Origin of the sequence: Variovorax sp. YR566 (assembly GCF_051992195.1) — a bacterium.
Classification (GTDB): Bacteria; Pseudomonadota; Gammaproteobacteria; order Burkholderiales; family Burkholderiaceae_C; genus Variovorax.
The window spans coordinates 645,345-671,264 of record NZ_CP197092.1 but is presented as its reverse complement, the minus strand read 5'-3'; the positions used below and the strand labels follow the sequence as shown (position 1 = coordinate 671,264).

Annotated in this window: 26 protein-coding genes; 13 read left to right on the top strand and 13 right to left on the bottom strand. The window is 66.9% G+C overall.

The annotated features are described in order from the left end of the window. Positions 1–114: 114 nt before the first annotated feature. From ACTG4X_RS03205 to gtdA, 9 genes are all read right to left on the bottom strand, one after another. Complete coding sequence (locus ACTG4X_RS03205) at positions 115–723, bottom strand: glutathione S-transferase (RefSeq protein WP_097200535.1); 609 nt, start codon at positions 721–723, stop codon at positions 115–117. A gap of 40 nt (positions 724–763) precedes the next feature. Next, entirely contained in the window at positions 764–1,654 is an 891-nt protein-coding gene (locus ACTG4X_RS03200; protein WP_093175377.1) for an acyl-CoA thioesterase, read from the bottom strand. Positions 1,655–1,744: 90 nt separating this feature from the next. Next, positions 1,745–2,434: a hypothetical protein gene (locus tag ACTG4X_RS03195; protein ID WP_440533199.1), complete on the bottom strand. Its 690-nt coding sequence runs from the start codon at positions 2,432–2,434 to the stop codon at positions 1,745–1,747. A gap of 54 nt (positions 2,435–2,488) precedes the next feature. Beyond that, on the bottom strand, positions 2,489–3,844 hold the full coding sequence (locus tag ACTG4X_RS03190; protein WP_440533198.1) for an FAD-dependent oxidoreductase: 1,356 nt from the start codon (positions 3,842–3,844) through the stop codon (positions 2,489–2,491). Then, on the bottom strand, positions 3,844–4,824 hold the full coding sequence (locus tag ACTG4X_RS03185) for a Bug family tripartite tricarboxylate transporter substrate binding protein (RefSeq protein WP_097200538.1): 981 nt from the start codon (positions 4,822–4,824) through the stop codon (positions 3,844–3,846). The genes ACTG4X_RS03190 and ACTG4X_RS03185 overlap by 1 nt, the downstream gene beginning before the upstream one ends. 84 nt (positions 4,825–4,908) lie before the next feature. Beyond that, on the bottom strand, positions 4,909–5,886 hold the full coding sequence (locus ACTG4X_RS03180; RefSeq protein WP_097200539.1) for a Bug family tripartite tricarboxylate transporter substrate binding protein: 978 nt from the start codon (positions 5,884–5,886) through the stop codon (positions 4,909–4,911). Between the two features lie 56 nt (positions 5,887–5,942). Then, positions 5,943–7,205, bottom strand: coding sequence for a 3-hydroxybenzoate 6-monooxygenase (locus tag ACTG4X_RS03175; RefSeq protein WP_093053760.1), 1,263 nt, complete (start codon positions 7,203–7,205; stop codon positions 5,943–5,945). Between the two features lie 24 nt (positions 7,206–7,229). Further along, positions 7,230–7,934: a fumarylacetoacetate hydrolase family protein gene (locus tag ACTG4X_RS03170; protein WP_097200540.1), complete on the bottom strand. Its 705-nt coding sequence runs from the start codon at positions 7,932–7,934 to the stop codon at positions 7,230–7,232. A 66-nt stretch (positions 7,935–8,000) separates the two neighbouring features. Beyond that, complete coding sequence (gtdA, locus tag ACTG4X_RS03165; RefSeq protein WP_440533197.1) at positions 8,001–9,062, bottom strand: gentisate 1,2-dioxygenase; 1,062 nt, start codon at positions 9,060–9,062, stop codon at positions 8,001–8,003. Between the two features lie 121 nt (positions 9,063–9,183). Here gtdA and ACTG4X_RS03160 point away from each other — a divergent pair, with 121 nt between their 5' ends. The 6 genes from ACTG4X_RS03160 (at position 9,184) to ACTG4X_RS03135 (ending at position 13,258) form a co-directional block, all read left to right on the top strand. Continuing rightward, complete coding sequence (locus ACTG4X_RS03160) at positions 9,184–10,080, top strand: LysR family transcriptional regulator (RefSeq protein ID WP_440533196.1); 897 nt, start codon at positions 9,184–9,186, stop codon at positions 10,078–10,080. 112 nt (positions 10,081–10,192) lie between these two features. Next, entirely contained in the window at positions 10,193–10,642 is a 450-nt protein-coding gene (locus ACTG4X_RS03155; protein WP_093053749.1) for an acyl-CoA thioesterase, read from the top strand. A gap of 97 nt (positions 10,643–10,739) precedes the next feature. Next, the gene (locus tag ACTG4X_RS03150) at positions 10,740–11,219 is read left to right on the top strand and encodes a phasin family protein (RefSeq protein WP_093175397.1); all 480 of its coding nucleotides are present in this window, start codon (positions 10,740–10,742) and stop codon (positions 11,217–11,219) included. Between the two features lie 146 nt (positions 11,220–11,365). Then, complete coding sequence (locus tag ACTG4X_RS03145) at positions 11,366–12,088, top strand: TetR/AcrR family transcriptional regulator (protein ID WP_093053744.1); 723 nt, start codon at positions 11,366–11,368, stop codon at positions 12,086–12,088. A gap of 5 nt (positions 12,089–12,093) precedes the next feature. Next, positions 12,094–12,933 carry a hypothetical protein gene (locus tag ACTG4X_RS03140; RefSeq protein WP_097200543.1) on the top strand — a complete coding sequence of 280 codons (840 nt, stop codon included), beginning with the start codon at positions 12,094–12,096 and terminating at the stop codon, positions 12,931–12,933. Between the two features lie 67 nt (positions 12,934–13,000). Continuing rightward, positions 13,001–13,258: an acyl-CoA-binding protein gene (locus tag ACTG4X_RS03135; protein WP_007835415.1), complete on the top strand. Its 258-nt coding sequence runs from the start codon at positions 13,001–13,003 to the stop codon at positions 13,256–13,258. A gap of 21 nt (positions 13,259–13,279) precedes the next feature. Here ACTG4X_RS03135 and ACTG4X_RS03130 read toward each other — a convergent pair whose 3' ends face one another. The 4 genes from ACTG4X_RS03130 to ACTG4X_RS03115 all read right to left on the bottom strand — a co-directional run bounded on the left by ACTG4X_RS03130 (position 13,280) and on the right by ACTG4X_RS03115 (position 17,452). Further along, complete coding sequence (locus ACTG4X_RS03130) at positions 13,280–14,194, bottom strand: DNA/RNA non-specific endonuclease (RefSeq protein WP_440533195.1); 915 nt, start codon at positions 14,192–14,194, stop codon at positions 13,280–13,282. A 55-nt stretch (positions 14,195–14,249) separates the two neighbouring features. Beyond that, positions 14,250–14,489: a hypothetical protein gene (locus tag ACTG4X_RS03125; RefSeq protein WP_143042575.1), complete on the bottom strand. Its 240-nt coding sequence runs from the start codon at positions 14,487–14,489 to the stop codon at positions 14,250–14,252. An 8-nt stretch (positions 14,490–14,497) separates the two neighbouring features. Continuing rightward, a complete protein-coding gene (locus ACTG4X_RS03120) occupies positions 14,498–15,916 on the bottom strand; it encodes a S8 family peptidase (protein WP_440533194.1) in 1,419 nt (472 codons plus the stop codon). Positions 15,917–16,213: 297 nt separating this feature from the next. Beyond that, on the bottom strand, positions 16,214–17,452 hold the full coding sequence (locus tag ACTG4X_RS03115) for a CaiB/BaiF CoA transferase family protein (protein WP_093053729.1): 1,239 nt from the start codon (positions 17,450–17,452) through the stop codon (positions 16,214–16,216). 253 nt (positions 17,453–17,705) lie between these two features. Here ACTG4X_RS03115 and ACTG4X_RS03110 point away from each other — a divergent pair, with 253 nt between their 5' ends. The 7 genes from ACTG4X_RS03110 (at position 17,706) to ACTG4X_RS03080 (ending at position 25,909) form a co-directional block, all read left to right on the top strand. Further along, positions 17,706–18,596, top strand: coding sequence for a helix-turn-helix domain-containing protein (locus ACTG4X_RS03110; RefSeq protein ID WP_440533193.1), 891 nt, complete (start codon positions 17,706–17,708; stop codon positions 18,594–18,596). A gap of 110 nt (positions 18,597–18,706) precedes the next feature. Beyond that, complete coding sequence (locus ACTG4X_RS03105) at positions 18,707–19,627, top strand: ABC transporter substrate-binding protein (protein ID WP_097200549.1); 921 nt, start codon at positions 18,707–18,709, stop codon at positions 19,625–19,627. 25 nt (positions 19,628–19,652) lie between these two features. Beyond that, positions 19,653–21,164, top strand: a complete 1,512-nt coding sequence (locus ACTG4X_RS03100) for a sugar ABC transporter ATP-binding protein (RefSeq protein ID WP_440533192.1) — start codon at positions 19,653–19,655, stop codon at positions 21,162–21,164. 198 nt (positions 21,165–21,362) lie between these two features. Beyond that, positions 21,363–22,346: an ABC transporter permease gene (locus ACTG4X_RS03095; RefSeq protein ID WP_097200551.1), complete on the top strand. Its 984-nt coding sequence runs from the start codon at positions 21,363–21,365 to the stop codon at positions 22,344–22,346. Between the two features lie 37 nt (positions 22,347–22,383). Next, complete coding sequence (locus ACTG4X_RS03090) at positions 22,384–23,514, top strand: alcohol dehydrogenase catalytic domain-containing protein (RefSeq protein ID WP_093053714.1); 1,131 nt, start codon at positions 22,384–22,386, stop codon at positions 23,512–23,514. Positions 23,515–23,527: 13 nt separating this feature from the next. Beyond that, a complete protein-coding gene (locus ACTG4X_RS03085) occupies positions 23,528–25,054 on the top strand; it encodes an FGGY-family carbohydrate kinase (protein ID WP_097200552.1) in 1,527 nt (508 codons plus the stop codon). 117 nt (positions 25,055–25,171) lie between these two features. Next, positions 25,172–25,909 carry an SDR family oxidoreductase gene (locus ACTG4X_RS03080; protein WP_097200553.1) on the top strand — a complete coding sequence of 246 codons (738 nt, stop codon included), beginning with the start codon at positions 25,172–25,174 and terminating at the stop codon, positions 25,907–25,909. The last annotated feature ends 11 nt before the right edge of the window (positions 25,910–25,920 follow it).

Here is a 25,920-nt window from a genome sequence, read left to right as displayed (position 1 = left end):
TCGGGGCTCTTGCCATTCGGGCTCTTGTCTTGTTGTTCAGGGCGAGTGCGAATGACACCGGGTACTCCCCTCCGCGAATGTCCCCCGTCGGCGTGAGCGCGCCCCGAACGAAACCTAAACCGCAGGCAAAGTAGCCTGCATCGACGCACGCTGGTTGAACGCCTCGAACCACTTCGCGCTATTCGGCGCTTGAGCGCGCCAATCCACTGCGGGAAACCGGAAGTCCATGTAGCCCAACGCACAGCCGAAAGCGATGGTGCCGATATCGACACGGTCACCGAACGAAGGTGCAGCCGTCTCGAGCCATTCGAGACCGGTACGCACCTTGGCCAGTTGACCATCGGTCCAGTCAGTCCAGCGCAGCGCCTCGGGACGCAGCACGCTCTCGTAGCGAGCGAGCAATGCGGCGCCAGTCATGCCGTCGGCCAGCGCCAGTTCGGTCAGGCGCGCCCAGCGCGCGGCGCCGTCTGCCGGAAACAGCTTGCCCGACTGCGCGGCGTTCAGGTACTCGCAGATCACGCGGCTGTCGAACAGCACCTGGCCGTCGTCGGTGATGAAGGTCGGCACCTGGCCGAGCGGGTTCTTCGGAATGATGGTGGCGTCGCGCTTCACCGGGCCGGCCGCGCTCGGCAGCTTCTCGATGCGGTCTGCAATGCCGAGCTCGTGCGCCACGACCATGCACTTGCGCACGAAGGGGGAAGCGGGAGAGAAGAAGATTTTCATGGTGATGAGAGCTTGGTGCTTCGGGCTTGCGCTGTTGTGACTACGCCGGCTTCCTGATGCGCAGCATGCCCTCCTGCGCGGCCGAAGCCACGAGCCGGCCGTCGCGCGCATAGAGGCTGCCGCGGCACAGGCCGCGCGCGCCGCCCGCGCTGGGCGAATCGAGCACGTACAGCAGCCAGTCGTCCATGCGGAAATCGCGGTGGAACCACATCGCGTGGTCGAGGCTCGCGGGGCGCACCTGGCCGCTCATGAAGCTCAGGCCGTGGGGCAGCATCGCGGCGCGAAGCAGGCCGTGGTCGGAGGCATAGGCCAGCAGCGCGCGGTGCACCATCGGATCGTCGGGCAGCGGCGCGATGGCGCGCATCCAGATGGCGCTTTGCGACGCCGCCGGGCGCGGCAGCGGCGCCATCAGGTCTTCAGGGTCGACGCGGCGGTATTCGATGCCGTGCGGCTGGATCGCCTTGGAGCGCCAGGGCTCGGGCAGGCGGTCGCCGAGGGCGATGCGCTGGTCGAGTTCGCTGACGAGGCCTTCGGGGCCGGCCACTTCGGGCATGTCGAACTGGTGCTCGACGCCTTCGTCCACGGTCTGGAACGAGGCCGACATTTCAAAAATGATGCGCTCCTGCTGGCGCGCCACCACGTGGCGGGTGGTGAAGCTGCGGCCGTCGCGCACGCGGTCGACGCTGTATTCGATGGGCGCGTGTTCGCCCGGCAGCAGGAAGTAGGCGTGCATCGAATGCACCGGGCGCTCGGCGCCCACCGTGAGGCTCGCGGCCATCAGCGACTGGCCCAGCACCTGGCCGCCGAACACGGCGGGCGTGCCGATGTCCTCGCTCTGGGCCAGGAAGCGGTCGCCGCCCAGTGGCTCGAGCTGCATGAGCGCGACGAGTTCGTTGACGAGGTGGGCGGCGGTGGCGGAATCGGTGGTCATCGGGGGAAGGCTGTCAAAACAGGGCAGAAAGCAACCCTGGACCATAGCAAAGGCCGCGCCCGCGGGCTGTCGCGGGCCGGTCAGCGGCTGCTATCTGAAGAAGCAGATGTCCATGAAGCGGGCCCGGCAGCTGTAGTCAGTGCCGCCCTGCACCACCGACAACAGCGCCCCGCCCAGCACCAGCGAGCCGTCGGCGGCGCGGGCCAGCGGCGTCGGCGCGGCCTTGTCGGCGGGGCCGCTGGCCGTTTCCTGCTCCACGTACTTGAGGTACTGCGTCCGGGAGAAGTCGACCGCCTCGTCCTGCTTCAGCACGCCGGCCTCGTAGCGGCGGCCCTTCACGCTGCCGAAGTAGCGCAGCGCCGGCCCGGTGCGGTCGCCGTATTTCACTTCGGTCTTCGCGAAGCCGGTCTGGATCAGGAAGGCCTGGTCGTCGGGTGTCAGGTCGGTGTCGAAGGCCATCAGCACGTACTGGCCTTCGAGGCTCTGGTTGCGCGCCACCTTCAACTCGCCGACCAGGGCGGGCGAGATCTTGGTGCGCCCTTCCCACCGCAGGATGGTGGCCACGCCCGGGTCGCCGTCGAACACGTAGTGGTACTTCTCGCCGGCAATGACGAGCTTGCGGCCGTCCTTGCTCGCGAGAAAGCTCACCATCGCGTCCTTGCCATGAACGGGCTCGCCCTCGGGCGTGCTGGCGCAGCCCCACTGCATCAGGCCGAGCGCGGCGCATGAAAGAGCCAGGAAGCCGCGGCGCGCGGTGATCGACAACGAAAGAAGGTTCACGTTTCGTCCGGGGGTCGAGTTCATCTTGCCCCGGACTCTAGCGCGCCGCCGCTCTCAGCGGTCGAGGTCGGCGCCGTCGGCGGCCAGCTTTTTCTGCAGAGCCGGCACATCGACCTTCGCGAAGGCCGTGCTGCCCAGCGACGCTGCAGCCGTGCCCGCGGCCTGCCCCATGACGAAACAGCCGCCGCTCGCACGCGCGGCCGACTGGCCCTCGTGCGTCATCGATGCGCAGCGGCCGGCCACCAGCAGGTTGTCGAGCGTCTGCGGCACCAGCATGCGCCACGGCAGGTGGTTGTAGGCGTTGGCTTCGTCGCGCGGAAAGGCCCATTCGATGCGGCCGTCTGCGTGCATTTCCATCGGCCAGGCATTCAGGCCGATGTTGTCGTCGAACTTCGCCGAGCCCAGGATGTCTTCGCGCCCGAGCGCGTAGAGCCCCTGGATGCGCCGCGTCTCGCGGATGCCGACTTGCGGCGCGATCTCCACGATGGACGACTGCGCGAAGCCCGGCACCTCGGCCTTCAGGAACTTGAAGTACTCGCTGATCTGGCGGCGGCCTTCGAGCTCGCCCTCGGTGAGCTCGCGCGCATCGACACCGTTCATCGCGCGGCCCTGGGCGTTGCGGATCTGCGTGACGTTGGCGCGCCATTCGCGCGGGTCCTTGTTGGGCCGCAGGATGGCGCCTTCGCGCGGAAACTTGTAGACGCCCGGCTTCTGCTGTTCGGTGCGCGCCATGTAGTCGTTGATGGCCTTGAACTCGCCCACCGCCTCCAGCGCGGCCGGCGCGTCGACCTGGCCGATGCGGAACATGGTGGTCGGGAACAGCCCGCTGCCGTGTCCGTCGCCCACCTCGAAGGGCACGCCCGCGAAGGCGGCCACATCGGCGTCGCCGCTGGCGTCGATGAAGGCGTTGGCGCGAATGGCCTGGCGGCCCGACTTGGTCTCGACCACCAGCGCCGCGATGCGGCTGCCCTCGCGGATCACCGCGGCCGCGTACGCATGGAACAGCAGCTTCACGCCCGCGGCGTCGAGCAACTGGTCAGCGGCCAGCTTGTAGGCCGAGGTGTCGTACGAGCGCACGCAGATGCGCCCGCCCATGCCGTTCTGCGGCTGGTTCATGCCGTTGAGGCCGGCGATGCGGTCGATCAGCTCGTCGACCACGCCGTGCACCAGCTGCGTCATCTCGCCCTTGCGCTTGCCGTACAGGCCCGCGAAGTTGGTAACGCCGCCGGCAGTGCCCATGCCGCCGAGAAAGCCGTAGCGCTCCACCAGCAGCGTGTTGGCACCGTGGCGTGCAGCGCTCACGGCGGCAGCGATGCCGGCGGGGCCGCCGCCGACCACCACCACGTCGTATTCACCGAAGACCGGCAGCTCGCGCGCCGGTTCATGCAATGTTGTGGAAGACGTAGTCATCACTGGAGCTTGATTCCGCGGGCCGAGATGATCTTGCTCATGATCGCCGCCTCTTCGTTGACGCGCGTGCGCATGCCGTCCGGCGAGGTGCCCACGGCCTGCCAGCCCTGCTCGAAGAGCTTGCGGCGCACGTCCGGGTTCTTCATGACCACTTCGAGTTCGCGGCTGATGCGCGCCTGCGCCGCCTTCGACAGGTTGGCCGGGCCGAGCAGCGCCACCCACACTTCGAGATTGAAGTCTTTCACGCCGGCTTCCGACAGCGGCGGGATCTCGGGCACCAGCGCGCTGCGGCCGCCCGTGAGGCCGATGGCCTTGAGCTTGCCGGCCCTGATCTGCGGCATGGCCACGCCCGGCGGGATCAGGCCCATCTGCACCTGGTCGCCCAGCATCGCGGTGATGACCTGCGGGTTGCCCTGGTAGGGCACGTGCTCGGGCTTGAAGCCGGGCACGCGGGTCTTGAGCAGTTCCATGCCCAGGTGCCCGACCGAGCCGATGCCCACCGAGCCGTAGTTCCACTTGTCGCCGGCCTTGCGGCCCTCGTCGAAGAAGGCGGTGCCGGAGGGCAGGTTGTTCTGCGCCACCAGCACCAGCGGCGCGGTCGCGATCAGCGACAGGTAGGTGAAGTCTTTCACCGGGTCGTACGGCAGCCTGGCGTACAGCATCTTCGACGACGTGAGGTTGCCGTTGATGACGATGCCCAGCGTGTGGTCGTCGGTGGCCTTGGCCACCTGGTCGGCCGCGATGTTGCCCGAGGCGCCGGCCTTGTTGTCGACCACGATCGGCTGGCCCAGCGCCTTCGACAGCGGCTCGGCGATGGTGCGCGCCGCGATGTCGGGCGTGGAGCCGCCCGGGAAGCCCACGAGCAGGCGGATCGGCTTGGTCGGCCAGGCGGCATTCTCTGCATTGGCGCTCAGCGGCAGCGCGGTGGCGGCGGCCGCCAGACCGCAGGCAATCAGGAGAGCTCTCTTGGTGGCTTGCATGAAAAGAAGTGTGAAAAAGTTGTCAAAAACTAAAGAGGGCCAGCTTAACTGTCGAGCAAGACACCGGGCAAGCCACGCCCCCCGCTATTCGAGGCTGATGTTGCCCCTGCGCACCAGCTCGCCGTACACCTTCGACTTGGCCTCGGCATTGCGCTCGATTTCCTCTGGCGACCAGGCCAGCGGCTCGAAGGCGAAGGTGTCGAAGCGGGCGCGGATCTCGGGGTCGGCGATGACCTTGGCCACGTCGGCATTGATCTTCGCCTTGATGGCTGCCGGCACACCCTTGGGCGCGAGCAGCGACACGAACGAATTCACCTCCAGCGAAGCCGGGCCGCCGGCCTCGGCCATGGTCGGCACGTCGGGCATCTGCGGAATGCGCTTGGGCGCCGCGATGGCCAGGTAGCGCAGCTTGCCCGCCTTGTAGATGCCCTGGCTCGACGGAATGCTCGCGAAGCTCCAAGGCACCTCGCCCGCCCCCACGTTGGAGAACAGCTGCGACACCTCGCGGTACGGCGCGTGGCGCATGCGGATGCCGGTGAGCGCCTCGAGCTGCTGCGCGCCCAGGTGGCCCGGGCTGCCCACGCCCCACGAGCCGTAGACGATGCCGTCGGGGTTGGCCTTGGCGGCGGTGATCAGGTCGCTCATGCTCTTCCACTTCGAGTCGGTGCCCACGGCCACGAAGAAGGGCGTGCGAAAGAGCGACGCCACCGGGTCAAAGTGCTGCAGCGTCACGAAGTTGCGCGACTTGTACAGGTGCGGCAGCGCGGCGATGTGCTCGCTGTCGAGCTGCAGCAGCGTGTAGCCGTCGGGCGCGGCGCGGCGGGCCTGGTCGATGGCGATGAAGCCGCCGCCACCGGGCTTGTTGTCGATCAGCACGCGCTGGCCCCACAGGCGCGAGAGCTTGTCGGAGACCAGGCGCAGCACCGCGTCGGGGCCGCTGCCGGCCGCGAAGGGGGTGACGAGGGTCACGGGCTTGTTGGGGAAGTCGCCGGCTTGCGCCATGGCGCCTGTCGCCGCCGTCAGGGCGAGGACGCCTGCCAGAAGTGCGCGCGAAAAGTTCATGTCTTGTCTCCTGGGCCTGGGGCCTCGATGGTTATGAATGTTGGAAGCAACGGGTGTCAGTGCAGCGAAAGCGCGGCGGCCATGGCGGCCGCTTCGGCAGATGGCCGCAACGCCTCGGGCGCATCGTCCAGGCAATGCTCGGGCCGCCAGGCGTACAGCCATTCGACCGCATCGTAGAAGCGCTCGGGCGAGCGGCCGACCCACAGGCTGTTGCGCACGAGGCGCTCCACGCCCTTGGCGTGATACAGCCGCCCCATCTCGCGCACCGACAGCACCACGCGCGCCGTGCGGGCGATGCGTGCAGCTTCATAGAGCTTGAACGCGGCGGTCATGTCGAAGCCGCAGGCCTTCACCGCCTCGCCGAGCGTCACCGCGTCTTCGAGCGCCATGCACGCGCCCTGCGCGAGGTACTGCATCATGGGATGCGCCGCATCGCCCAGCAGCGTGGCCGGGCCCTCGCTCCAGCGCTCCACCGGATCGCGATCGGCCGTGCTCCAGCGGCGCCACGAGGTCGGACGGTCGAGCAGCTGGCGCGGACGCGCGTGCACGCCCTCGAAGTACGAGAGCACTTCTTCCTTGCTGCCATCGGTCACGCCCCACTCCTCCTGCTCGCGGCTGTGGAACGTGACGACCAGGTTGTATTGCTCGCCATGGCGCAGCGGGTAGTGCACCAGATGGCAGTTGGGGCCGGCCCAGACCACGGGCGCGTTCCAGCGCAAGTCGGCCGGCATGTCGGCCGCAGGCACCACGGCGCGGTAGACCACGTGGCCCGACACGCGCGGCGCATCGCCGATGAGCTTGCTGCGCACCACCGACTTCACGCCGTCGCAGCCGACGATGGCGTCGGCCTTGAACTGCCGGCCATCGCTCGTGACGGCAGTGACGCCCTGACCGCCCATGTCGATAGCCTCGACCTGCGCCGAGGTGTGGAAGCGGATCAGTGGATGCTGCTTCACGGCCTCGTGGATTGCGCCATGCAGGTCGGCACGGTGACTCACCGCATAGGGATTCCTGAAGCGCGCGCGGAAGGCTTCGCCGACCGGCACCGAGGCCACTTCGCCGCAATCGACCGCGTCCATCATCACCAGCCTGTCGGTGAACACCGAGCCCCGGCGCACCGCCTCGCCCACGCCCAGAGCGTCGAGCGCGGCGAAGGCATTGGGCCCTAGCTGCAGGCCGGCGCCGATCTCACCGATGGTGGCGCTCTGTTCGAGCAGGTCGATGGAAACGCCCAGGCGCGCGAGCGCCAGCGCCGCGGCCATGCCGCCGATGCCGCCGCCGACCAGCAGCACGGTGGGAGGGTTCTTCGATGGGGTCATGGCGGGCCTGTGCGGTGAAGGAAATCAGTCGATGTGCACGGTCAGCGACGGCAGGCGGTCGATGCTCACCTTGATCGTCTGGCCGGGCTTCACCGCGCCCACGCCTTCGGGCGTGCCGGTGAAGATCAGGTCGCCGGGCTGCAGCGTGAACAGCGTCGACAGATTGGCGATGACTTCGCTCACCGACCAGATCAGGTGCGTGATGTCGCTGCTCTGGCGCACCTGGCCGTCGACTTCGAGCACGATGGCGCCAGCGTTGATCTCGCCCACGTCGGCCAGCGTGCGCAGCGGCGCGATGGGCGCGGAGAAGTCGAAGGCCTTGCCGATTTCCCACGGGCGGCCCTGCTCGCGCATCTTCATCTGCAGGTCGCGGCGGGTCATGTCCAGGCCCACGGCGTAGCTGTGGATGTGGCTTGCGGCCTGGTCGACCGGAATGTCCTTGCCGCCCTTGCCGATGGCGACCACCAGCTCGGCTTCGTAGTGGTAGTTGCTCGTGAGCGGCGGGTAGGGAATGGACGCGCCTTTGCCGTCGAACACCGGCACCACGGAAGCGTCGTCGTTCGGCTTGCAGAAGAAGAAAGGCGGTTCGCGGTCGGGGTCGAAACCCATCTCGCGCGCATGGGCCGCGTAGTTGCGGCCGACGCAGTAGACGCGGCGCACGGGGAACTGCTGGTCGGAGCCCACGATGGGCAGGCCGACGATGGAAGGAGGCGTGAAGACGAAGGACATGAAGGCTCCTGCCGCGCGTGGCGGCACACGGTCGAACAAAAAAAGAAAAGAAGGCTCGCCCGGGCTTCAGGCGTCTTCGAGAAAGGCTTCGCGCAGGATGCCCATGGCCTGCTGCACCGGGCGGTCGGAAAAGCTGAAGAGCACGGTGTCTTCGCCCGGCGACGACAGCCGAAGCGGCGCCCACGAAGGCACCACGAAGGTGTCGCGTGGACCGAACTCGAAGCGCTGGCCGGCGATCTCGGCCGTGCCGTGGCCTTCGACCACGCTGTACACCGCGCCATCGGTCGCGCGGTGCGTCTTGCCCGCGAAGCCCTTTGGCAGCAGTTGCAGGTTGGTCGAGATGGTCGGCATCGGCGAGCCGCCCGTCAGCGGGTTGATGTAGCGCAGCTTGTGGCCCAGCCATGCGTCGGGTGCTTCCTGCGTCTGCAGTTGCGCCAGCGCCTCGCGGCTGCGTGCGTAGGGGTAGTTGAAGATCGGCGAGGTGGCCGATGTGTGGTCGTGCCGCACCGGCACCATGTTGTGGCCGAAGCGCGCGAGGCTGTTGCCTTCGGGGCGCGACACGTGCTGCACCTTGGCGTCGTCGTTCTCGGCGAAGCCGGCGTCGAAGAAGCGCAGCATCGGAATGTCGAGCCCGTCGAGCCACACCACGGGCTCCACGGTGCCGCCGATGCCTTCGTTGCCATGGTCGTGCCAGGCCCACGAGGGCGTGATGATGAAGTCGCCGGGGTGCATGGTGGTGCGTTCGCCGCCCACCGTGGTGTAGGCACCCTTGCCGTCGACGATGAAGCGCAGCGCCGACTGCACGTGGCGATGCGAAGGCGCCACCTCGCCCGGCATGATGAGCTGCAGGCCCGCGTAGAGCGACTGGGTGATCGACGAGTTGCCGGGCAGCGCCGGGTTCTCGAGCACCAGCACGCGGCGCACGGCCTCTTCGGCGGTGATGAGCCCGGCCGACTCCATCAGCAGCGGACGGATCTCGTCGTAGCGCCACAGCGCGGGCACGCAGGGCGTCTGCGGTTCGCGCGGCACCAGCGCGTGCAGCGATTCCCACAGCGGCGTGAGGTTCAGCGGGCGGATGCTGGCGTAGTAGTCGCGGCGTTCTGCCGCATTGGAAGGCGCGGGTTTCATGGCGTGGGTGTCTCCGTGGCGGCATTGTTGAGCCGCACCACTATTTCCTCAAGACCGGTAGCCAATACACGGAATTCGAAATTTCGATAATGGTGCCTTTCACCGTACGCAGGAGCCCCCGATGTCCAAGCTCGATCTCGAATGGCTCGCCGTGTTCGACGAGGTCTACAAGACCGGCAACGTCTCGAAGGCGGCCGAGCGGCTGGGCATGGCGCAGGCCGCGGCCAGCACTGCGCTGAACAAGCTGCGCGTGCACTTCGACGACCGCCTGTTCACCCGCACCGCCCAGGGCATGCAGCCCACGCCGCATGCCGAGCGCATCTATCCGAACCTGCGCGAGGCGCTGGCGCAGCTGGCGCAGGCCCAGGGCAACCGCAGCAGCTTCGAGCCCGCGCAGGCGCAGCGGCGCTTTCGCATCTGCATGACCGACATCAGCGAGGTGGTGCTGCTGCCCGGCCTGCTCGACCACCTGCGGCGCGCGGCGCCGGGGGTGCACATCGAGACCGAGATCATCTCGACCATCAGCGGGCGCCGCCTGCAGGACGGCGAGGTCGACCTGGCCGTGGGCTTCATGCCGCAGCTGGACGCGGGCTTCTACCAGCAGACGCTGTTCATGCAGAACTTCGTCTGCCTGGCGGCGCAGAACCATCCGCGCATCGGCGCGAAGCTCACGCGCAAGCGCTTCGAGGCGGAGGCGCATGCGGTGGTGTCGACCTCGGGCACCGGGCACGCCATCGTCGACACGACCATCGCGCGGCTGGGCCTGAAGCGCGACGTGGTGGTGCGGCTGTCGAGCTTCCTGAGCGTGGCGCGCATCGTGGCGCACACCGAGCTGATCGTGGTGGTGCCGCGCATCCTCGGCAAGGTGCTGGCTACGCAGGAGCCGGTGAAGCTGCTGGAGCCGCCCTTCACACTGCCGGCCTATGCGGTGAAGCAGCACTGGCACGAGCGCTTTCATGCCGACCCGGGCAATGCCTGGCTGCGGCGCAGCCTGGCCCAGCTGTTCAGCGGCAGCTAGCCGCCGACTGACTGAGCGTGCATGCCCGGACGACGGGCGGCATCCGCAAGCGTGCGCCCGCTCGCATAATCGCGGCTCCCCACCCCATAGCCATATCCGAAAAGGCGGCCCCATGTCTTCGATCACCCTGCGTTTTCTCGCCGAACCCAGCACCGTCAACTTCGGTGGCAAGGTCCACGGCGGCACGGTCATGAAGTGGATCGACGAGGCCGGCTACGCCTGCGCGACCAGCTGGGCCAAGCGGTATTGCGTCACCGCCTTCATCGGCAGCATCCGCTTTCACCGGCCGATCATGATCGGCGACCTCGTCGAGGTGGAGGCCCGCCTGGCCTACACCGGCAACACCAGCATGAACATCTCGGTAGAGGTGCGCAGCGGCGACATGAAGGGCGGCTCGATGGAAAAGACCACCGAATGCCTGATCGTGTTCGTCTCGGTCGACTCGCACGGGCGGCCGCTGCCGGTCGAAGCCTATGTGCCCGGCACTCCCGGTGAAATGGCCCTGGCCGAGCGCGCGAAGGCGCATCTCGACGCGAGCCGCGCGGCGGGCGCAACGCCCTGAGCCTTCCCGGGGAGGCTTGGCCTCATAGACGCGAAGCTCTAATGGGAAGCACGTCGAACGGCTAGAGTCGGCCGATTGTTTGCAAAGGAACATTCGCATGGCTACCCAGGACGACGACAGCAACGGCAAGGCCGCAGACCGCATCAAGGATTCCGCCCAGCAGATCTGGCTCGCAGGGCTCGGCGCCTTCGCCAAGATGCAGCAGGAAGGCAGCAAGGCCTTCGAGGCGCTGGTCAAGGACGGCGCCGGCATGCAGAAGAAGACCCAGCAGGCCGCCGAGGAAACCCTGTCCCAGGCCCAGCAACGCATGGCCGGCTTCGCCAGCGAGTTCGGCACCAAGGCCGCGGGCCAGTGGGGCAAGCTGGAGAACATCTTTGAAGAGCGTGTGGCGCGCGCCCTCGAAAAGCTCGGCATCCCCAGCGCCGCCGACATGGCTGCGCTGCAGGCGCGCGTCGAGGCGCTCGAAGCACAGCTGAAGAAATCGCAGGGCGCCACTGCCGCTCCCCGCAAGACCGCGGCCCGCAAGACGGCCGCGCCGGCCGCCAAGAAAACCTTGCGCCGCAGCAAAGCCGGCTGAGCCAGCCCGCGCCGTCTGCCGACCGGTCGGTATTGCGGCACTGCACAAAAAATCAGCGCCGCAAAACATGTCCCGCACCGTTCATGGTGCGGTGCACATGCGCTAGAGTGCCCCCAAGAGACCACGAGACAACCGGGGGCACCGACATGGCAAAGAAGGCGCCACGCCGCACGGCGCAACGCATCCTCGAAGCCGCATTGGATCTGTTCAACCGCTTCGGGGAGCCGAACGTCTCGACCACCCTGGTGGCGGGCGAACTCAACATCAGTCCGGGCAACCTGTACTACCACTACCCGGCCAAGGAAGAGCTGATCAACAAGCTCTACGAAGCCTACGAGACCGAGCTCAACGAACTGCTGCACGCGAGCGAAGGCGTGCACGACGTGGAAGACGCGTGGTTCTTCATGCACAGCCTGTTCGAGCTGATCTGGCGCTACCGCTTTCTCTACCGCGACCTCAACGACCTGCTCAGCAAGAACCGGCGGCTGGAAACCCAGTTCCAGCTGGTGCTGAAAAACAAGGCACGCGCCATCCGCCAGCTGATTGCCGGCCTGAGCCGCGCCGGCCACCTCGAGATCGACGCGCACGAGGTCGACACGCTCGCGCAGAGCATGGTCGTGGTGCTGACCTACTGGCTCAGCTATGAATACGTGCGCAACCCGCGCGAGGCGCTGGAGCCCGCGCATGCGCAGGGCGCGCTGATGCGCGGCGGCCACCACACCCTGCACCTGCTCGCGCCCTACCTCGGGCGGGAACAACGGCGGCATCTGCTGACACTCAGCAATGCTTACAACGGCGAAGATTCCAGCAACAGCGGTGCCGGCAGCAGCGCCGGCGCCGCGGCTTCCCCGGTCGATATGGCGGTCTAGCAACCATGCCCCACCCCGATTTCAAACCGCTCTCGCTGATGTCTGCCAGCCCGCTTGCCACCGCCGACGCGGCCCCCTGGACGCCCCTGCCCTGGGCCGACGTGCCCCGTTTCGATGCCCGCAGCGTGCTGCTCCACTGGCCGCGCCTGCATGCCGGCCACGAGCTGCCGCTGCCGCCCGAAAGCTCTGCGCTCGCCGAAGGCTGGGCGCTGTACCACAGCGGCGAATTCGAACGCGCCGCCGCCATCGGCCTGCTGCAGGGAGCCGAAGGGCTGGCGCTGGCCAACCAGGCGACAGCGATCTACGCCAACTACGTCGAACCGCGCGAGGCCGTGCGGCTCGCGATGTTCCGCCAGGTGATCGAGCGCGCGAGCGCGCAGGCCGCTGCCGAGCCCGAGAACTGCCAGGCGCTCTACTGGCAGTCCTACGCACTGGGCCGCTACAGCCAGGGCATCAGCGTGGCGCGTGCGCTGGCGCAGGGACTGGGCAGCAAGCTCAAGGGAGCGCTGGAGCGCGTGATCGAGCTGCAGCCGCGGCACGCGGACGCGCACCTCGCGCTGGCTTCGTTCCACGCCGAGGTGATCGACAAGGTCGGTGCGCTGGTCGGGCGCATGACCTACGGCGTGCGTGCCGAGACCTCGCTCGAGCTGTTCGAACGCGGCCTCGAACTGCACCCCCATTCAGCCGCCGGAATGATGGAATACGCCCGCGCGCAGCTGATGCTGCACGGCGAATCGCGCACGGGCGAGGCAACGCGGCTATATGAAAGAGCTGCAGGGCTGAAGCCGGCCGATGCGCGGGAGCGGCTCGATGTGGAGCTGGCGCGGGCGGGGCTGAAGGACTGAATCTGGTACCACCGGGTACCGCGCAATTTAAGATGCACGGTTTCCGCTTTTCTTCAATTCGACCGCCATGTCTGATCTCAACGCCCAATTCGAAGCCGCCCAGGCCAACTCCAAGCTGCTCGCCGAGCGCCCCGACAACCCGACGCTGCTGAAGATCTACGGCCTCTTCAAGCAAGCCACCGAGGGCGACAACACCGCCAAGAAGCCCAGCTTCAGCGACATCGTCGCGCGCGCCAAGTGGGACGCGTGGACCGCCCAGAAGGGTGCGAGCGCCGACGAGGCCAAGCAGAAATACATCGACCTGATCGAATCCCTGCGCGGCTGATCGACCGCGCCTTCGCGCCAGTCAGGCCGGAAGCTTCGTATCGGCGTAGCGCCGGATGGGCTGGACGAACGCGATGTCAACGCCATCGAGCACGTCACGCCCTTCGAGGCTTTCGAACTTGAGCCCGGTCTCTGCTTCGATGAACGCGAGCGGACGCTGCGAGGTTTCGAAGTCCTCGAGGTCGCGCGCCACTCCTGAATCGAGATAGGTGGCCTGGCTCATCAGATAGGCGATGGCGCTCAGCTCGCCCGTCGCCTCGCTGATGAAGGCCACCACCTTCCAGAAGTCCCGCGGAATCTGTATGCCGAATCTCTCCGGGTCGTCCGACCGGAGGATCGGGCCCGTGAAGACGCTGATGCGCTTGTCGTCGCCCTGGGCGTTGCCGAGGATGTAGTCCTCTAGATCGCCCCACAGCCCATCGTTGAAAGGCTGCCATTGCGGGCAGGCGTTGGTGGCAAAGAAGGTGTCGATGTTGGCCCGTTGCGCCGCTACCAGCGAGCCCCAGTTCGGGTCCTGCCTGCGCGTCATGTGGCCGCGGGAAAATTTCTTGTCCTGCTCGGGGCCGTAGGCCTCCCGCAGCATCTGGTATTCCTTCTTGATGCGGCCGTCGTAGTTCCAGGTGTCGTGACGCGGAACGTTCTTCGACTTCGACCCGTCGATGTTGCACGCCGAGTAAAGCGGCACGCGCCGGGAAATGCATTGCACCGTGCTGAAGTGCTGGTACTTGAGCTCGAAGGAGCCGTCTTCGAGCTTTGCGATGTCGTCCATGGAGATGGCGTCGCCCATCCACGGCAGTTCCACTCGGTTGGCGTCCCCGAAGAACTCTGGTGCGTAGCCTTCACGGCCCCTGAAGAACTCAGGTGGCTTCGGCGTTGCGGCGACGCGCTGGATTCCGGCCCATGAATTGCTCACGACCTGAATGTCTGTATCGGACATGAAGCTCCCTATCCAAAAAACTCCATGACCACCAGCGGCCGTGGGCGCCTTGCGGCTATTTCGCGAGCTTGGCGCGTGCGTTTTTCAGATTGAAGACAGGTTTGCGGATTTCCGCAAAGCTAGGCTGGGACACGGCCCATTCCGGGTTCTGTTCGAGCGCCGCCAGTTGCTCCTCGTCGAGCTGGGCTTCCACCAGGGTGCTCGTCTTTGGCGTGAGCACCGCGCCCGGCACGCTGCGGCGCAGCCGTGCTTGCGCCGACAATTTCTTGCCGGGGCTGCCTGTGTAGGTCAACACGACGCTTGTCACTTCAGAACTCCAAAACCTTCATATTCGGCTGGCCAACCCACCTTTTGCGCTGTCTGAGACAGCATCTTGACGATGGCGTCGGCCTTTTCAGGACCGTCAGGCATGTTAAGCAGCTTCGAATTCCCTGACAACAGACGGGCCGCCATGCCCGAGGAGTACGGCGTGGCCATCGAGGTGCCGGACATCATTGCGTACTTTTCGCCCGGAAACGTCGACAGCACCGCCACGCCGGGGCCGATGAAATCGGTCGAAAGCCCATAGTTCGAGAACTCGGCGACAAACTCTTTCTTGCGGCGGATCTCGCTCTCCTGAAAGCTCTCGGGGCAATCGGCCGGAAATGTCCCGTCGCGCCCCAGCGCACCGACGGCCAGTGTGTGGCTGTACCGGGCCGGGTAGCGCAGCAGGGGCTGGCCGTCGTTGCCGGTGGCCGCGAACACCACAACGCCGGCATCGCGCGCCTTCTGGAGGATGTCCGGCATCTCCGGCATCGGCTCCAGGCTGCCCATGCTGATGTTCACGATGTTGCAGCCGTCACTGATGGCGCGTTCGAGCGCGCTGGCAATGTCGGTCGATTTCGCGCGTCCACGCTCGCCGGTCTTCGGGCAGACCCGGTAGGCCAGCAGGCGGCAGGCCGGCGCCAGGCCATAGATGCCGGTGGCGGCCGCCTTCTTGCCCGCGATGATGCCGGCGACGTGGGTCCCGTGCCCGATGCCGTTGTCGAGAAAATCCGCGGCATTCTCGCCAGTGACGAAGCAGCCGCCGCCCGCCACGGCGATGTCCGCATGCGGCCCGACGCCGCTGTCGATCACGCCGACCGTCACGCCCGCTCCGGCCTGAGGGTCGTATGGCGCGTAGTTCGCCAGCAGCTGGAAGCTGTCGGGCACCAGCGGCGTGGCCTGCACGTTCAATCGCTTCGGTGCCGCGACCCGGTCGAATCCCTTGATGAAGACCGACCAGTGCGTGTGTTCCGGCTCGACCAGGATCATTTCCACCCGCGGGTAGAGCACCGGAATTCCCAGGCTCGCGATTCCCTTGCTGTCGGTCACCGCGGGCACGTGCGCGCCGTCCCAATCGACGAGCGCCTTGACCCGGACGCCCGGCACGGGCTTGCCCTGCGGGTCCGCAAGATGCAGCTCGAAGCTCTTGACCTTGGCCCCCGGCGCGACCTGGATCGCGCTGGAATCCATCTCATCACCCAGCGGCCGGATGTACTGGAGGTAGGCCCATGCGGCAGGTGCAACCCGCAGCCCTGGCGTGTTGCGGCGCATCGCCAGCAGGGCGGACGAGTTGGCCTGCATCACGGACACGTCGTCGAGCTGCTTGATGAGCTTCATCCGGGGAATGCCGCGACCTTCCACTCTTTGACCGAGCGCCTCTGCCGCGTTGCCGAGATTGATTGCGCTCAGTGCCGCCATCTCTGCGCCGCCAGCCACGGCGCTCCTGGAGGGCCACACGATGACGTCGTCGGAGAACTTGGGCTCCACAGCCACGCGGCGCAGACGCAGTTGCTGCAGCAGATGCTCCACCTTCTCGCAGTCCGATTTCGACAAGTCCCATTTCGCGGTCCCGTAGACGCGTTCGGTTTCACGCGCAGGGGTACTGCTGTTTCGCTTCGGGGCTTCCTGTCGCCTGTTCGCTGCTGCCATGGACTCTCCTTGTTGCCCGGTTTATCGCACGGAGGCCATTTCAGGCCCATGAATGGCCCGTATCGGCTAGCCCACTATTCCGCGCTCGTGCAGCGCGGCGATCTGCTCCGCGCTCAGGCCGATTTCCCTCAGCACCGCATCGGTGTCCGCGCCCAGCGCCGGCGCGTTGTGCCGGTGGCTGGCCGGCGTGAGCGACATCTTGGGCACGAAGCCAGGCACCGCGAGCGCAGTGCCGTCGGCCATCTGCACCTGCTGCAGCATGCCGCGCGCGGCGTAGTGCGGGTCGGCCGCGATGTCGGCGATCGTGTAGATGCGCCCGCCCGGCACATGCGCCGCGTCGAGCGCGGCCAGCACCTCGTCGACGGTGTGCTGCGCGGTCCAGTCGCCGATGGCGGCGTCGAGCATCTCGACCTGCGCCACGCGGCCGGTGTTGCCGGCCAATGAAGGATCGGCCGCGAGGTCGGGCCGGCCGATGCACGCCATGAGCCGGCGAAAGATGCTGTCGCCGTTGCCCGCGACGATCGCGTAGCCGCCGTCCGCGCAACGGTACGCATTGGTCGGCGCAATGCCCGGCAGCGCGCTGCCGGCCGCCTCGCGCACCGCGCCGAATTCGCCGTACTCGGGCAGCAGGCTTTCCATGCAGTTGAAGACGGCCTCGTAGAGCGCCACGTCGATCACCTGCCCGCGGCCCTTCGGGTATTCGGCACTCACGGTCGCATGCCGGTGCTGCATCGCCATCAGCACGCCGATCACGCCGTGCAGCGAGGCCAGCGTGTCGCCGATCGACACGCCCACGCGCACCGGCACGCGGCCCGGCTCGCCCGTGAGATGGCGCAGCCCGCCCATGGCCTCGGCCACCACGCCGAAGCCGGGGCGGTCGCGGTACGGGCCGGTCTGGCCGTAGCCGCTGATGCGCAGCATCACGAGCGCAGGGTTGGCGGCCAGCAGCTCGTCGGGGCCGAGGCCCCAGCCTTCCATCGCACCGGGTCGGAAGTTCTCGATCAGCACGTCGGCCTCGGCCGCGAGCTTGCGCACCACGGCCTGCGCCTCGGGCTCGCGCAGGTCCAGCGCCAGCGAGCGCTTGTTGCGCGACTGCACCTGCCACCAGACGGAGGTGCCGTCCTTCAGCAGCCGCCAGGTGCGCAGCGGATCGCCCGCGCCGGGCGGCTCGATCTTGATGACCTCGGCGCCGAAGTCACCCAGCGTGCGCGCGGCGAAAGGCCCAGCGATGAGCTGCCCGAGCTCGATGACCTTGAGGCCGGCCAGCGGGCCCGCCGCCGGAGGGGAGGAGCTTGTTGTCGTCATGACGCCAGAGTGTGCCCGGGCCTGCCGGGGCGGGAAAACACCTATGAATTCTTGACTCCGCGAATCCGGCGCTTTCCGCAGCGCAGCAAATACCGCCCTCGCCCCCTCCTCTCCCCGAGGAGAAAGGAGTTTGCTGCGGCGCAATGCATGGTGCGGCATCGGCCATTCGGGCCTCCCCGGAAGTCAAAAAAGTATCGATTCCGGGCGCCATCTCTGGTTGTTGGCATCGGGAGCGGTTCGTACAGTCCGCCCCATGCAACCCGACCTGGAAATCGTTGAAGTCCGCGGTGACGAATCGTTCACCTGCTGGGCGCACGGCTACCCGTACCGCACGGTGCGCTGGCACTTCCATCCCGAGTACGAGATCCAGCTGATCGTCGAGACCCAGGGCGTGTATTTCGTGGGCGACCACGTCGGCCATTTCGAGCCGGGCAACCTCGTGCTGATGGGCCCCGACCTGCCGCACAACTGGATCAGCGACGTGCCCGCAGGCCAGAGCGTCGAGCGGCGCGGCATCGTGATCCAGTTCCCGGCCGGGCTGATGCAGAACATGGCCGGCACCTTTCCCGAGTTCGAGCGCATCACGCCGCTGCTGGCCGAATCGGGCTCGGGCCTGCTGTTCTCGGTGGAGACCGCCGCCGCGGCCAAGCCGATCATGGAATCGCTGCTGCAGGCGCGCGGCCTGCGCCGCGTGATCCTGCTGCTGTCGCTGCTCGAACTGCTGGCCGACGGCAACGACCGCCAGCGCCTGGCCAGCCCCGCGTTCAAGCCCGACCCCAAGGCTTTCATGTCGCACGCAATCAACAACGTGCTGGCGCACATCGCGGCCAACCTCGGCGACGACCTGCGCGAGCCGATGCTGGCCGAGCTGGTAGGCCAGAGCCCGAGCGCGTTTTCGCGATCCTTCCGCAAGCACACGGGCCAATCGTTCGTGCGCTACGTGAACCGGCTGCGCATCAGCCGCGCCTGCGAGCTTCTCACCAACAGCGAGAAGCCGGTGCTCGACGTCTGCATGGACGTGGGCTTCAACAACGTGTCGAACTTCAACCGGCAGTTCCTGCTGCACAAGCGCATGCCGCCGACCAAGTTCCGCAATTTCCATCGCATGCAGGCCGCGGCCTCGCGTGCCGTCAACCCGCCGTAGCCGGGCTTCCGGGTTCCCCGTGTCGTCACCGACGCGGCCCTTCGGGCACCGCGTGGGGCGAGCCTTTGTCCGCGTTTTTCGACAGTCACAAACCCAAGGAGACAGCCACCATGAAGAGCATCCTCAAAGCCACCGCCCTTACTGCCGCACTGGTCTGCGGCGCATCCGCCGCGCAGGCGCAGGCCCCGAAGCAGCCGCTGCGCATCGGCATGACCTTCCAGGAGCTCAACAACCCCTACTTCGTGACGATGAAGCAGGCACTCGAAGAGGCCGCTGCCAGCATCGGCGCGACCGTGGTCACCACGGACGCGCGGCACGACGTGGCCAAGCAGATCGGCGACGTGGAAGACATGATCCAGAAGAAGGTCGACATCCTGCTGCTGAACCCGACCGACTCCACCGGCGTGCAGTCGGCCGTGCGCTCGGCCAAGAAGGCGGGCCTCGTGGTGGTGGCGGTGGACGCCAACGCGCAGGGCCCGGTCGATTCCTTCGTCGGCTCGAAGAACACCGACGCCGGACGCCTTGCCTGCGAATACCTGGCAAAGAGCATCGGCGAGAAAGGCGACGTGGCCATCCTCGACGGCATTCCCGTGGTGCCGATTCTGGAGCGCGTGAAGGGCTGCCGCGAAGCACTCGCCAAGTACCCGGGCATCAAGGTGGTGAGCACGCAGAACGGCAAGCAGGAGCGCGCCACCGCGCTCACCGTGACCGAGAACATCCTGCAGGCCAACAAGGACCTGAAGGGCGTTTTCAGCGTGAACGACGGCGGCTCGATGGGCGCGCTCGCGGCCATCGAAGCCAGCGGCAAGGACGTGAAGCTCACCAGCGTGGACGGCGCACCCGAGGCCATCAAGGCCATGCAGAAGCCCGGCTCGAAGTTCATCGCCACCACCGCGCAGTACCCGCGCGACCAGATCCGCCTGGCCATCGGCATCGCGCTGGCCAAGAAGTGGGGTGCCAACGTGCCCGCCGCGGTGCCGGTCGACGTGAAGCTGATCGACGCCGAAGGCGCGAAGACCTTCACCTGGTAACCGACGCCTGAAGCAGCGCACGGCCATGAACGACACCGCCGAAATGCTGAGGCTCGAAGGCGTCTCGAAGAGCTTTCCGGGCGTGAAGGCGCTCGCGGGCATCGACCTCTCGATCCGCAAGGGCGAAGTGCATGCGCTGCTCGGCGAGAACGGCGCGGGCAAGTCGACGCTGATGAAGATTCTCGGCGGCATCTACCAGGCCGACGAGGGGCGCATCTTCATCGAAGGCCGCGAGCGAAAGTTCGCGGGCTACAACGATGCCATCGCAGCGGGCATCGGCATCATCTTCCAGGAGTTCAGCCTCATCCCGTACCTGAACGCGGTGGAGAACATCTTTCTCGGTCGCTACCTGAAGAACCGTTTCGGGCTGATGGACAAGGCGGCGATGAAGCGCTCTGCGCAGGCGCTGTTCGACGAACTGGGCGTGCAGATCGACCTCGGCGTGCCGATCTGCCGGCTCTCGGTGGCGCAGCAGCAGTTCGTGGAAATCGGCAAGGCGCTGTCGCTGAAGGCGCGCCTGCTGGTGCTCGATGAGCCGACCGCCACGCTCACACCGAACGAGGCCGGCCACCTGTTCAAGATCATGCGGGAGCTGCGCGCCAAGGGCGTGGCGATGATCTTCATCTCGCATCACCTCGACGAAATTTTCGAGGTATGCGACCGCATCAGCGTGCTGCGCGATGGTGCCAATGCGGGGCATGCCGAGGTGGGCGCGACCGGTGTGGATGCGCTGGTCGAAATGATGGTGGGCCGCCGCATCGAACACAACTTTCCGCCGAAGCCGGTGCCCGCGCCGCGCGGGCGCAAGGTGCTCGAAGTGCCGCACATCCAGCTAGCGAAGGGCGGCCCCATCAACGCCTTCGATCTGCATGAAGGTGAGATCCTCGGCTTTGCGGGGCTGGTCGGTTCGGGCCGCACCGAGTTGGCGCTGGGCATGATGGGCGCCGACCGCGTGCACCGCAAGACAGTGCTGCGCAACGGCAAGCCCGTGCGCCTGGACGACCCGACGCGAGCGCTGGAAAACGGCATCGGCCTGCTGCCCGAAAGCCGCAAGGTCGAAGGGCTGATCACCGACTTCACGATCCGCTTCAACATCTCGCTGAACAACCTCGGCAGGCACCGCAGCGCGGGGCTGGTGAGCCAGGCGTCGGAGAAGCAGGCGGCCGGTGAACTCTCGCGCCGCGTCGGCGTGAAGGCGCCGAACATCGAGACGCGCGTGGCCACGCTGTCAGGCGGCAACCAGCAGAAGGTGGTGATCGCGCGCTGGCTCGGCCACGACTGCGAAGTGCTGATCTTCGACGAGCCCACGCGCGGCATCGACATAGGTGCCAAGGCCGAGATCTACAGCCTGATGCGCGAGCTCACGCAGCAGGGCAAATCGATCGTGATGATTTCGAGCGAGCTGCCCGAGATTGTTGGCATGTGCGACCGTGTTGCCGTGTTCTCGGGCGGGGCCATCGTGGCCACCTTGGAGGGCGACTCCATCAACTCGGGCGACATCATGCGCTACGCCACTTCGTCGGGAGGCGCTCAATGACGGCGACAGAGATTTGTTCGAGGCGCGATCACGCCGACGGCGCCCACTGTGCACAGGGCATCGGGTGCTCCCCGCAGCGAAATAAAGAAGGAGGCCGAAGGCCGGGGGACATTCGCGCAGGGGAGTACCCGGTGTCCTGTGCACGCACCCCGAACAACCGCGCCCCGTTTTCACGCACCCCTCAGTGGAGCACCTGAAATGAACGCAACAACAGCCACCCACCCCACCCCGCCGACACCCACCGGTGGCTTCTTCACCCAACTGCGCCGCTCCACAGCCTTTCTCCCACTGGTAGGCCTGGTCGCGATCTCGGTCTTCATGATCGTAGCGACCGACAACTTTCTCTCCTGGGGCAACCTGCAGAACATCGCGCTGCAGTCGTCGATCAACGCGATCATCGCGGTGGGCATGACGGCCGCGATCCTCACCGGCGGCATCGATCTTTCGGTGGGTGCGGTGGTGGCGCTGTCGGGCACGCTGGCCTCGGGAATGATGGTGCAGTTCGGGCTGCCGCCGATGCTGGCGGTGCCGCTCGGCCTGGCCGTGGGCGTGGTGATCGGCCTGTTCAACGGCTACTGCGTAGCCTACCTGCGCATGCCGCCGATCATCGTGACGCTGGCCACCATGGGCATTGCGCGCGGCATTGCGCTGATCTACACGGGCGGCTATCCCATCGACGGGCTGCCCGATTCTTTCGCCTTTCTCGGCGGCGGCGTGCTGGCCGGCCTCAAGGTACCGATCCTCATCATGCTGGCGACCTACCTGGTGGCCTACGTGCTGCTGAACATGGCGCCGTTCGGCCGCTACGTGTATGCCATCGGCGGCAATGAGGAAGCCACTCGACTCTCGGGCGTGCGCGTGTCGCGCTACAAGCTGCTCGTGTATGCGCTGAGCGGGCTGACCGCCGCCATCGCCGGCATCGTGCAGGCAGCGCGCGTGACCAGCGGACAGCCCGGCGTGGGCGTGGGCTTCGAGCTCGACGCCATCGCAGCCGTGGTGATGGGCGGTACATCGATTGCCGGCGGGCGCGGCGCCATCGTCGGCACGCTGGTCGGTGCGCTGCTGCTGGGCGTGCTGAACAACGGCCTCAACATGATCGGCGTGTCGCCGTACCTGCAATTGATCATCAAGGGCGGGATCGTCCTGCTCGCCATCTTCATCAGCCGCGAAGCCAAGCGCTGACTTCGCAACAGACACATTCCCCCACTCCCCCAACCTCATGTCTTATCAAAAGCTCCAACCCGGTACGTCCGGTGCCATCGCACAACTCGCTTCAATGCAGGCCGTCGTCTGCCATGGCCCCAAGGACTATCGCCTCGAAACCGTCGACATGCCGGCCATCGGCCCGAACGAGTTGCTGATCTCCATCGCCGCCTGCGGCATCTGCGCCTCCGACTGCAAATGCCACTCGGGCGCGAAGATGTTCTGGGGCGGCGATGGCCAGCCCTCATGGGTCAAGGCGCCGGTCATCCCCGGCCATGAATTCTTCGGCTACGTCGAAGCCCTGGGCGAAGGCGCGGGCGAGCACTTTGGCGTGGAGAAAGGCGACCGCGTGATCGCCGAGCAGATCGTGCCCTGCGGCAAGTGCCGCTTCTGCACTTCAGGCAAGTACTGGATGTGCGAAGTGCACAACATCTTCGGCTTCCAGCGCATCGTGGCCGATGGCGGCATGGCCGACTACATGCGCCTGCCGCCGACCTCGCGCGTGCACAAGATCCCCGACGGCATTTCGCTGGAAGACGCGGCCATCATCGAGCCGCTGTCCTGCGCGATCCACACGGTGAACCGCGGCGACATACAGCTCGACGACGTGGTGGTCATCGCCGGCGCCGGCCCGCTGGGGCTGATGATGGTGCAGGTCGCGGCGCTGAAGACGCCGAAGAAACTCATCGTGATCGACCTCGTGCCGGAACGCCTGGCGCTCGCCAAGCAATACGGCGCCGACGTCGTCATCAACCCCAAGACCGAGAACGCAGATGCCATCGTCAAGGGCTTGACCGAAGGCTACGGCTGCGACGTGTACATCGAGACCACCGGCGCCCCCATCGGCGTGACGCAGGGGCTGGACATGATCCGCAAGCTCGGCCGCTTCGTCGAGTTCAGCGTGTTCGGCTCGGAAACGAGCGCCGACTGGTCGATCATCGGCGACCGCAAGGAGCTCGACGTGCGCGGTGCGCACCTGGGGCCCTACTGCTACCCCGTTGCCATCGACCTGCTGGCGCGCGGCTTGGTCACCTCGCAGGGCATCGTCACGCACGGCTTTCCGCTGACCGAATGGGAGCGCGCTTTCGCGCTGGCAAACTCGCTGGATTCCATCAAGGTGCTGCTCACGCCGCAGCCCCGATCCTGAGAGACAACACACCATGAAATACGTGATCGGCGTCGACATCGGCACGCAGAGCACCAAGTGCCTGCTGGTCGGCATCGACGGCAAGGTGCATGCGCAGGCGAGCGTGGCCTACCAGCCCGAGACGCCGAAGCCGCTGTGGGCGCAGCAGGACTGCGCCGTGTGGTTCGACGCGGTGTGCGAGAGCGTGCGCACCTGTGTGGCCGGCAGCGGCGTCGCGCCGTCGGACATCGCAGCGATGTGCGTGAGCAGCCTGTACGGCGGCGCGGGCATTCCGGTCGACGGGCAGATGCAGCCGCTGCACCCTTGCCTGATCTGGATGGACCGCCGCGCCACCGCCGAGGTCGCATGGGTGAACGCGAACGTGGAAGTGCCACGCCTCGAAGCCATCACCGGCAACGGCGTCGACAGCTACTACGGCTTCACCAAGATCCTGTGGGTGCGCGAGCACCTGCCCGATGTGTGGGCGAAGACGCGCCATTTCCTGCCACCCAACAGCTATATCAATTGGCGGCTCACGGGCGAGCTGGCCGTCGATCACAGCTGCGCCGGCAACATCGGCGGCGTGTACGACGCGGCGCGCCGGCAGTGGTCCGAAGAGGCGATGCAGATGCTCGGCATTCCATCGCGCATGATGCCGCCGCGCCTGGTCGAGTCGAGCGAGGTGGTCGGCGGCCTGAGCGCCGAATGGGCCGCGAAGCTCGGCCTTGTCGAAGGCATGCCGCTGATGGCGGGCGGCGTCGATGCAGCGGTGGCCACCTTCTGCGCGGGTGTCACCGGCAGCGGCGACCACGTGGCGATGATCGGCACCAGCATGTGCTGGGGCTTCGTGAGCCCCACGGTCGATGCACGGCACAAACTCATAACGATGCCGCACGTGTACAGCGGTGCGGACCGCAGCTATGTATTCGGCGGCGCGATCACGGCGGGTGCAGCCATCACGTGGTTCCGCGAAGCCTTCTGCCAGGCCGAAGTGGCCGAGGCGGCGCGCACCGGCGAAGATGCGCACGCACTGATCGAGCGCAAGGCCGTCGACGTGCCACCCGGTGCGGAAGGCCTCGTGTTCCTGCCCTACCTCATGGGCGAGCGCAGCCCGATCTGGGACGCGCAGGCCAAGGGCGCCTTCATTGGCCTCTCGCTCGCGCACAGCCGGGCGCACCTGTACCGCGCGGTGCTCGAAGGCGTGAGCTTCGCACTGCAGCACAACATCGAGGCGGGACGCCAGAGCGGGCAGCCGCTGGACGACCGGCTGATCGTGGTCGGTGGCGCGGCGCACTCGGACCTGTGGATGCAGATCGTGGCGGACATCACGGGCTACCCGGTGTTCACCATCGAGCAAGAGGTCGAGGCCGCGCTCGGTGCGGCAATGCTCGCGGCATTGGGTGCGGGGCTGGTCGATGCGGCGACGGCCGAGCGCGGCTGGGTCACGCTGGTGGAGCGGGCGCGGCCCGAACCCGCGGCACAGGCTGTGTATCGCGAGCGCTTCGAAATCTACAAATCGCTTTATCCAGCGTTGAGTGATGCGATGCATCGGCTGAAATGACTGCTCGATGCGATCCGGAGCGAAATAAAGGAGGAAGCCGCAGGCCGAGGGTCATTCGCGAAGAGGAGTACCCGGTGTCATTCGCACCCACCCCGAACGAACACTGAAGCCACTGACATGACAACCTCTTTCAACTTCTCCGGCCAACGCGCACTGGTGACCGGCGCGAGCAGCGGCATCGGCCGAGCAGTGGCAATGCGACTCGCGCAGTCCGGCGCAAAGGTCACAGCCGTGGGACGCAACGCCACGGCCCTGGAAACGTTGCACGCCGAGGCCAGCTGCACGCCACTCGTGCTCGACGTGGCCGACGCTCCCGCACTCGAACATGCGCTCGCTGCGTTGCAAGCATTCGACCTCGTAGTGAACTGCGCCGGCATCGCACTGCTTGAATCGGCCGTCGATCTGCAAGCCGGCAACTTCGACGCAGTGATGGCCGTCAACGCACGTGCCGCAGCACTCGTGGCCTCACGCTGCGGCAAGGCCATGATCGCAGCCGGCATACGCGGCAGCATCGTCAACGTGTCGAGCCAGGCCTCGCTGGTCGCACTCGACGCGCACCTCTGCTACTGCGCCTCGAAGGCCGCGATGGATGCCATCACGCGCTCGCTGTGCCTGGAGTTCGGGCCGCACGGCATCCGCGTGAACAGCGTGAACCCGACCGTCACGCTCACGCCCATGGCCGAACAGGCCTGGGCCGACGCGGACAAGCGCGCTGCCGCCCTCAGGAACATTCCGCTGGGCCGCTTTGCGCAAGTGGAGGAAGTGGTGGCGCCGATCCTCTTTCTGCTGAGCGATGGCGCGTCGATGGTGAACGGCGTGGCGCTGCCGGTGGACGGCGGCTACACCATCGTCTGAAGCCGAAGTCT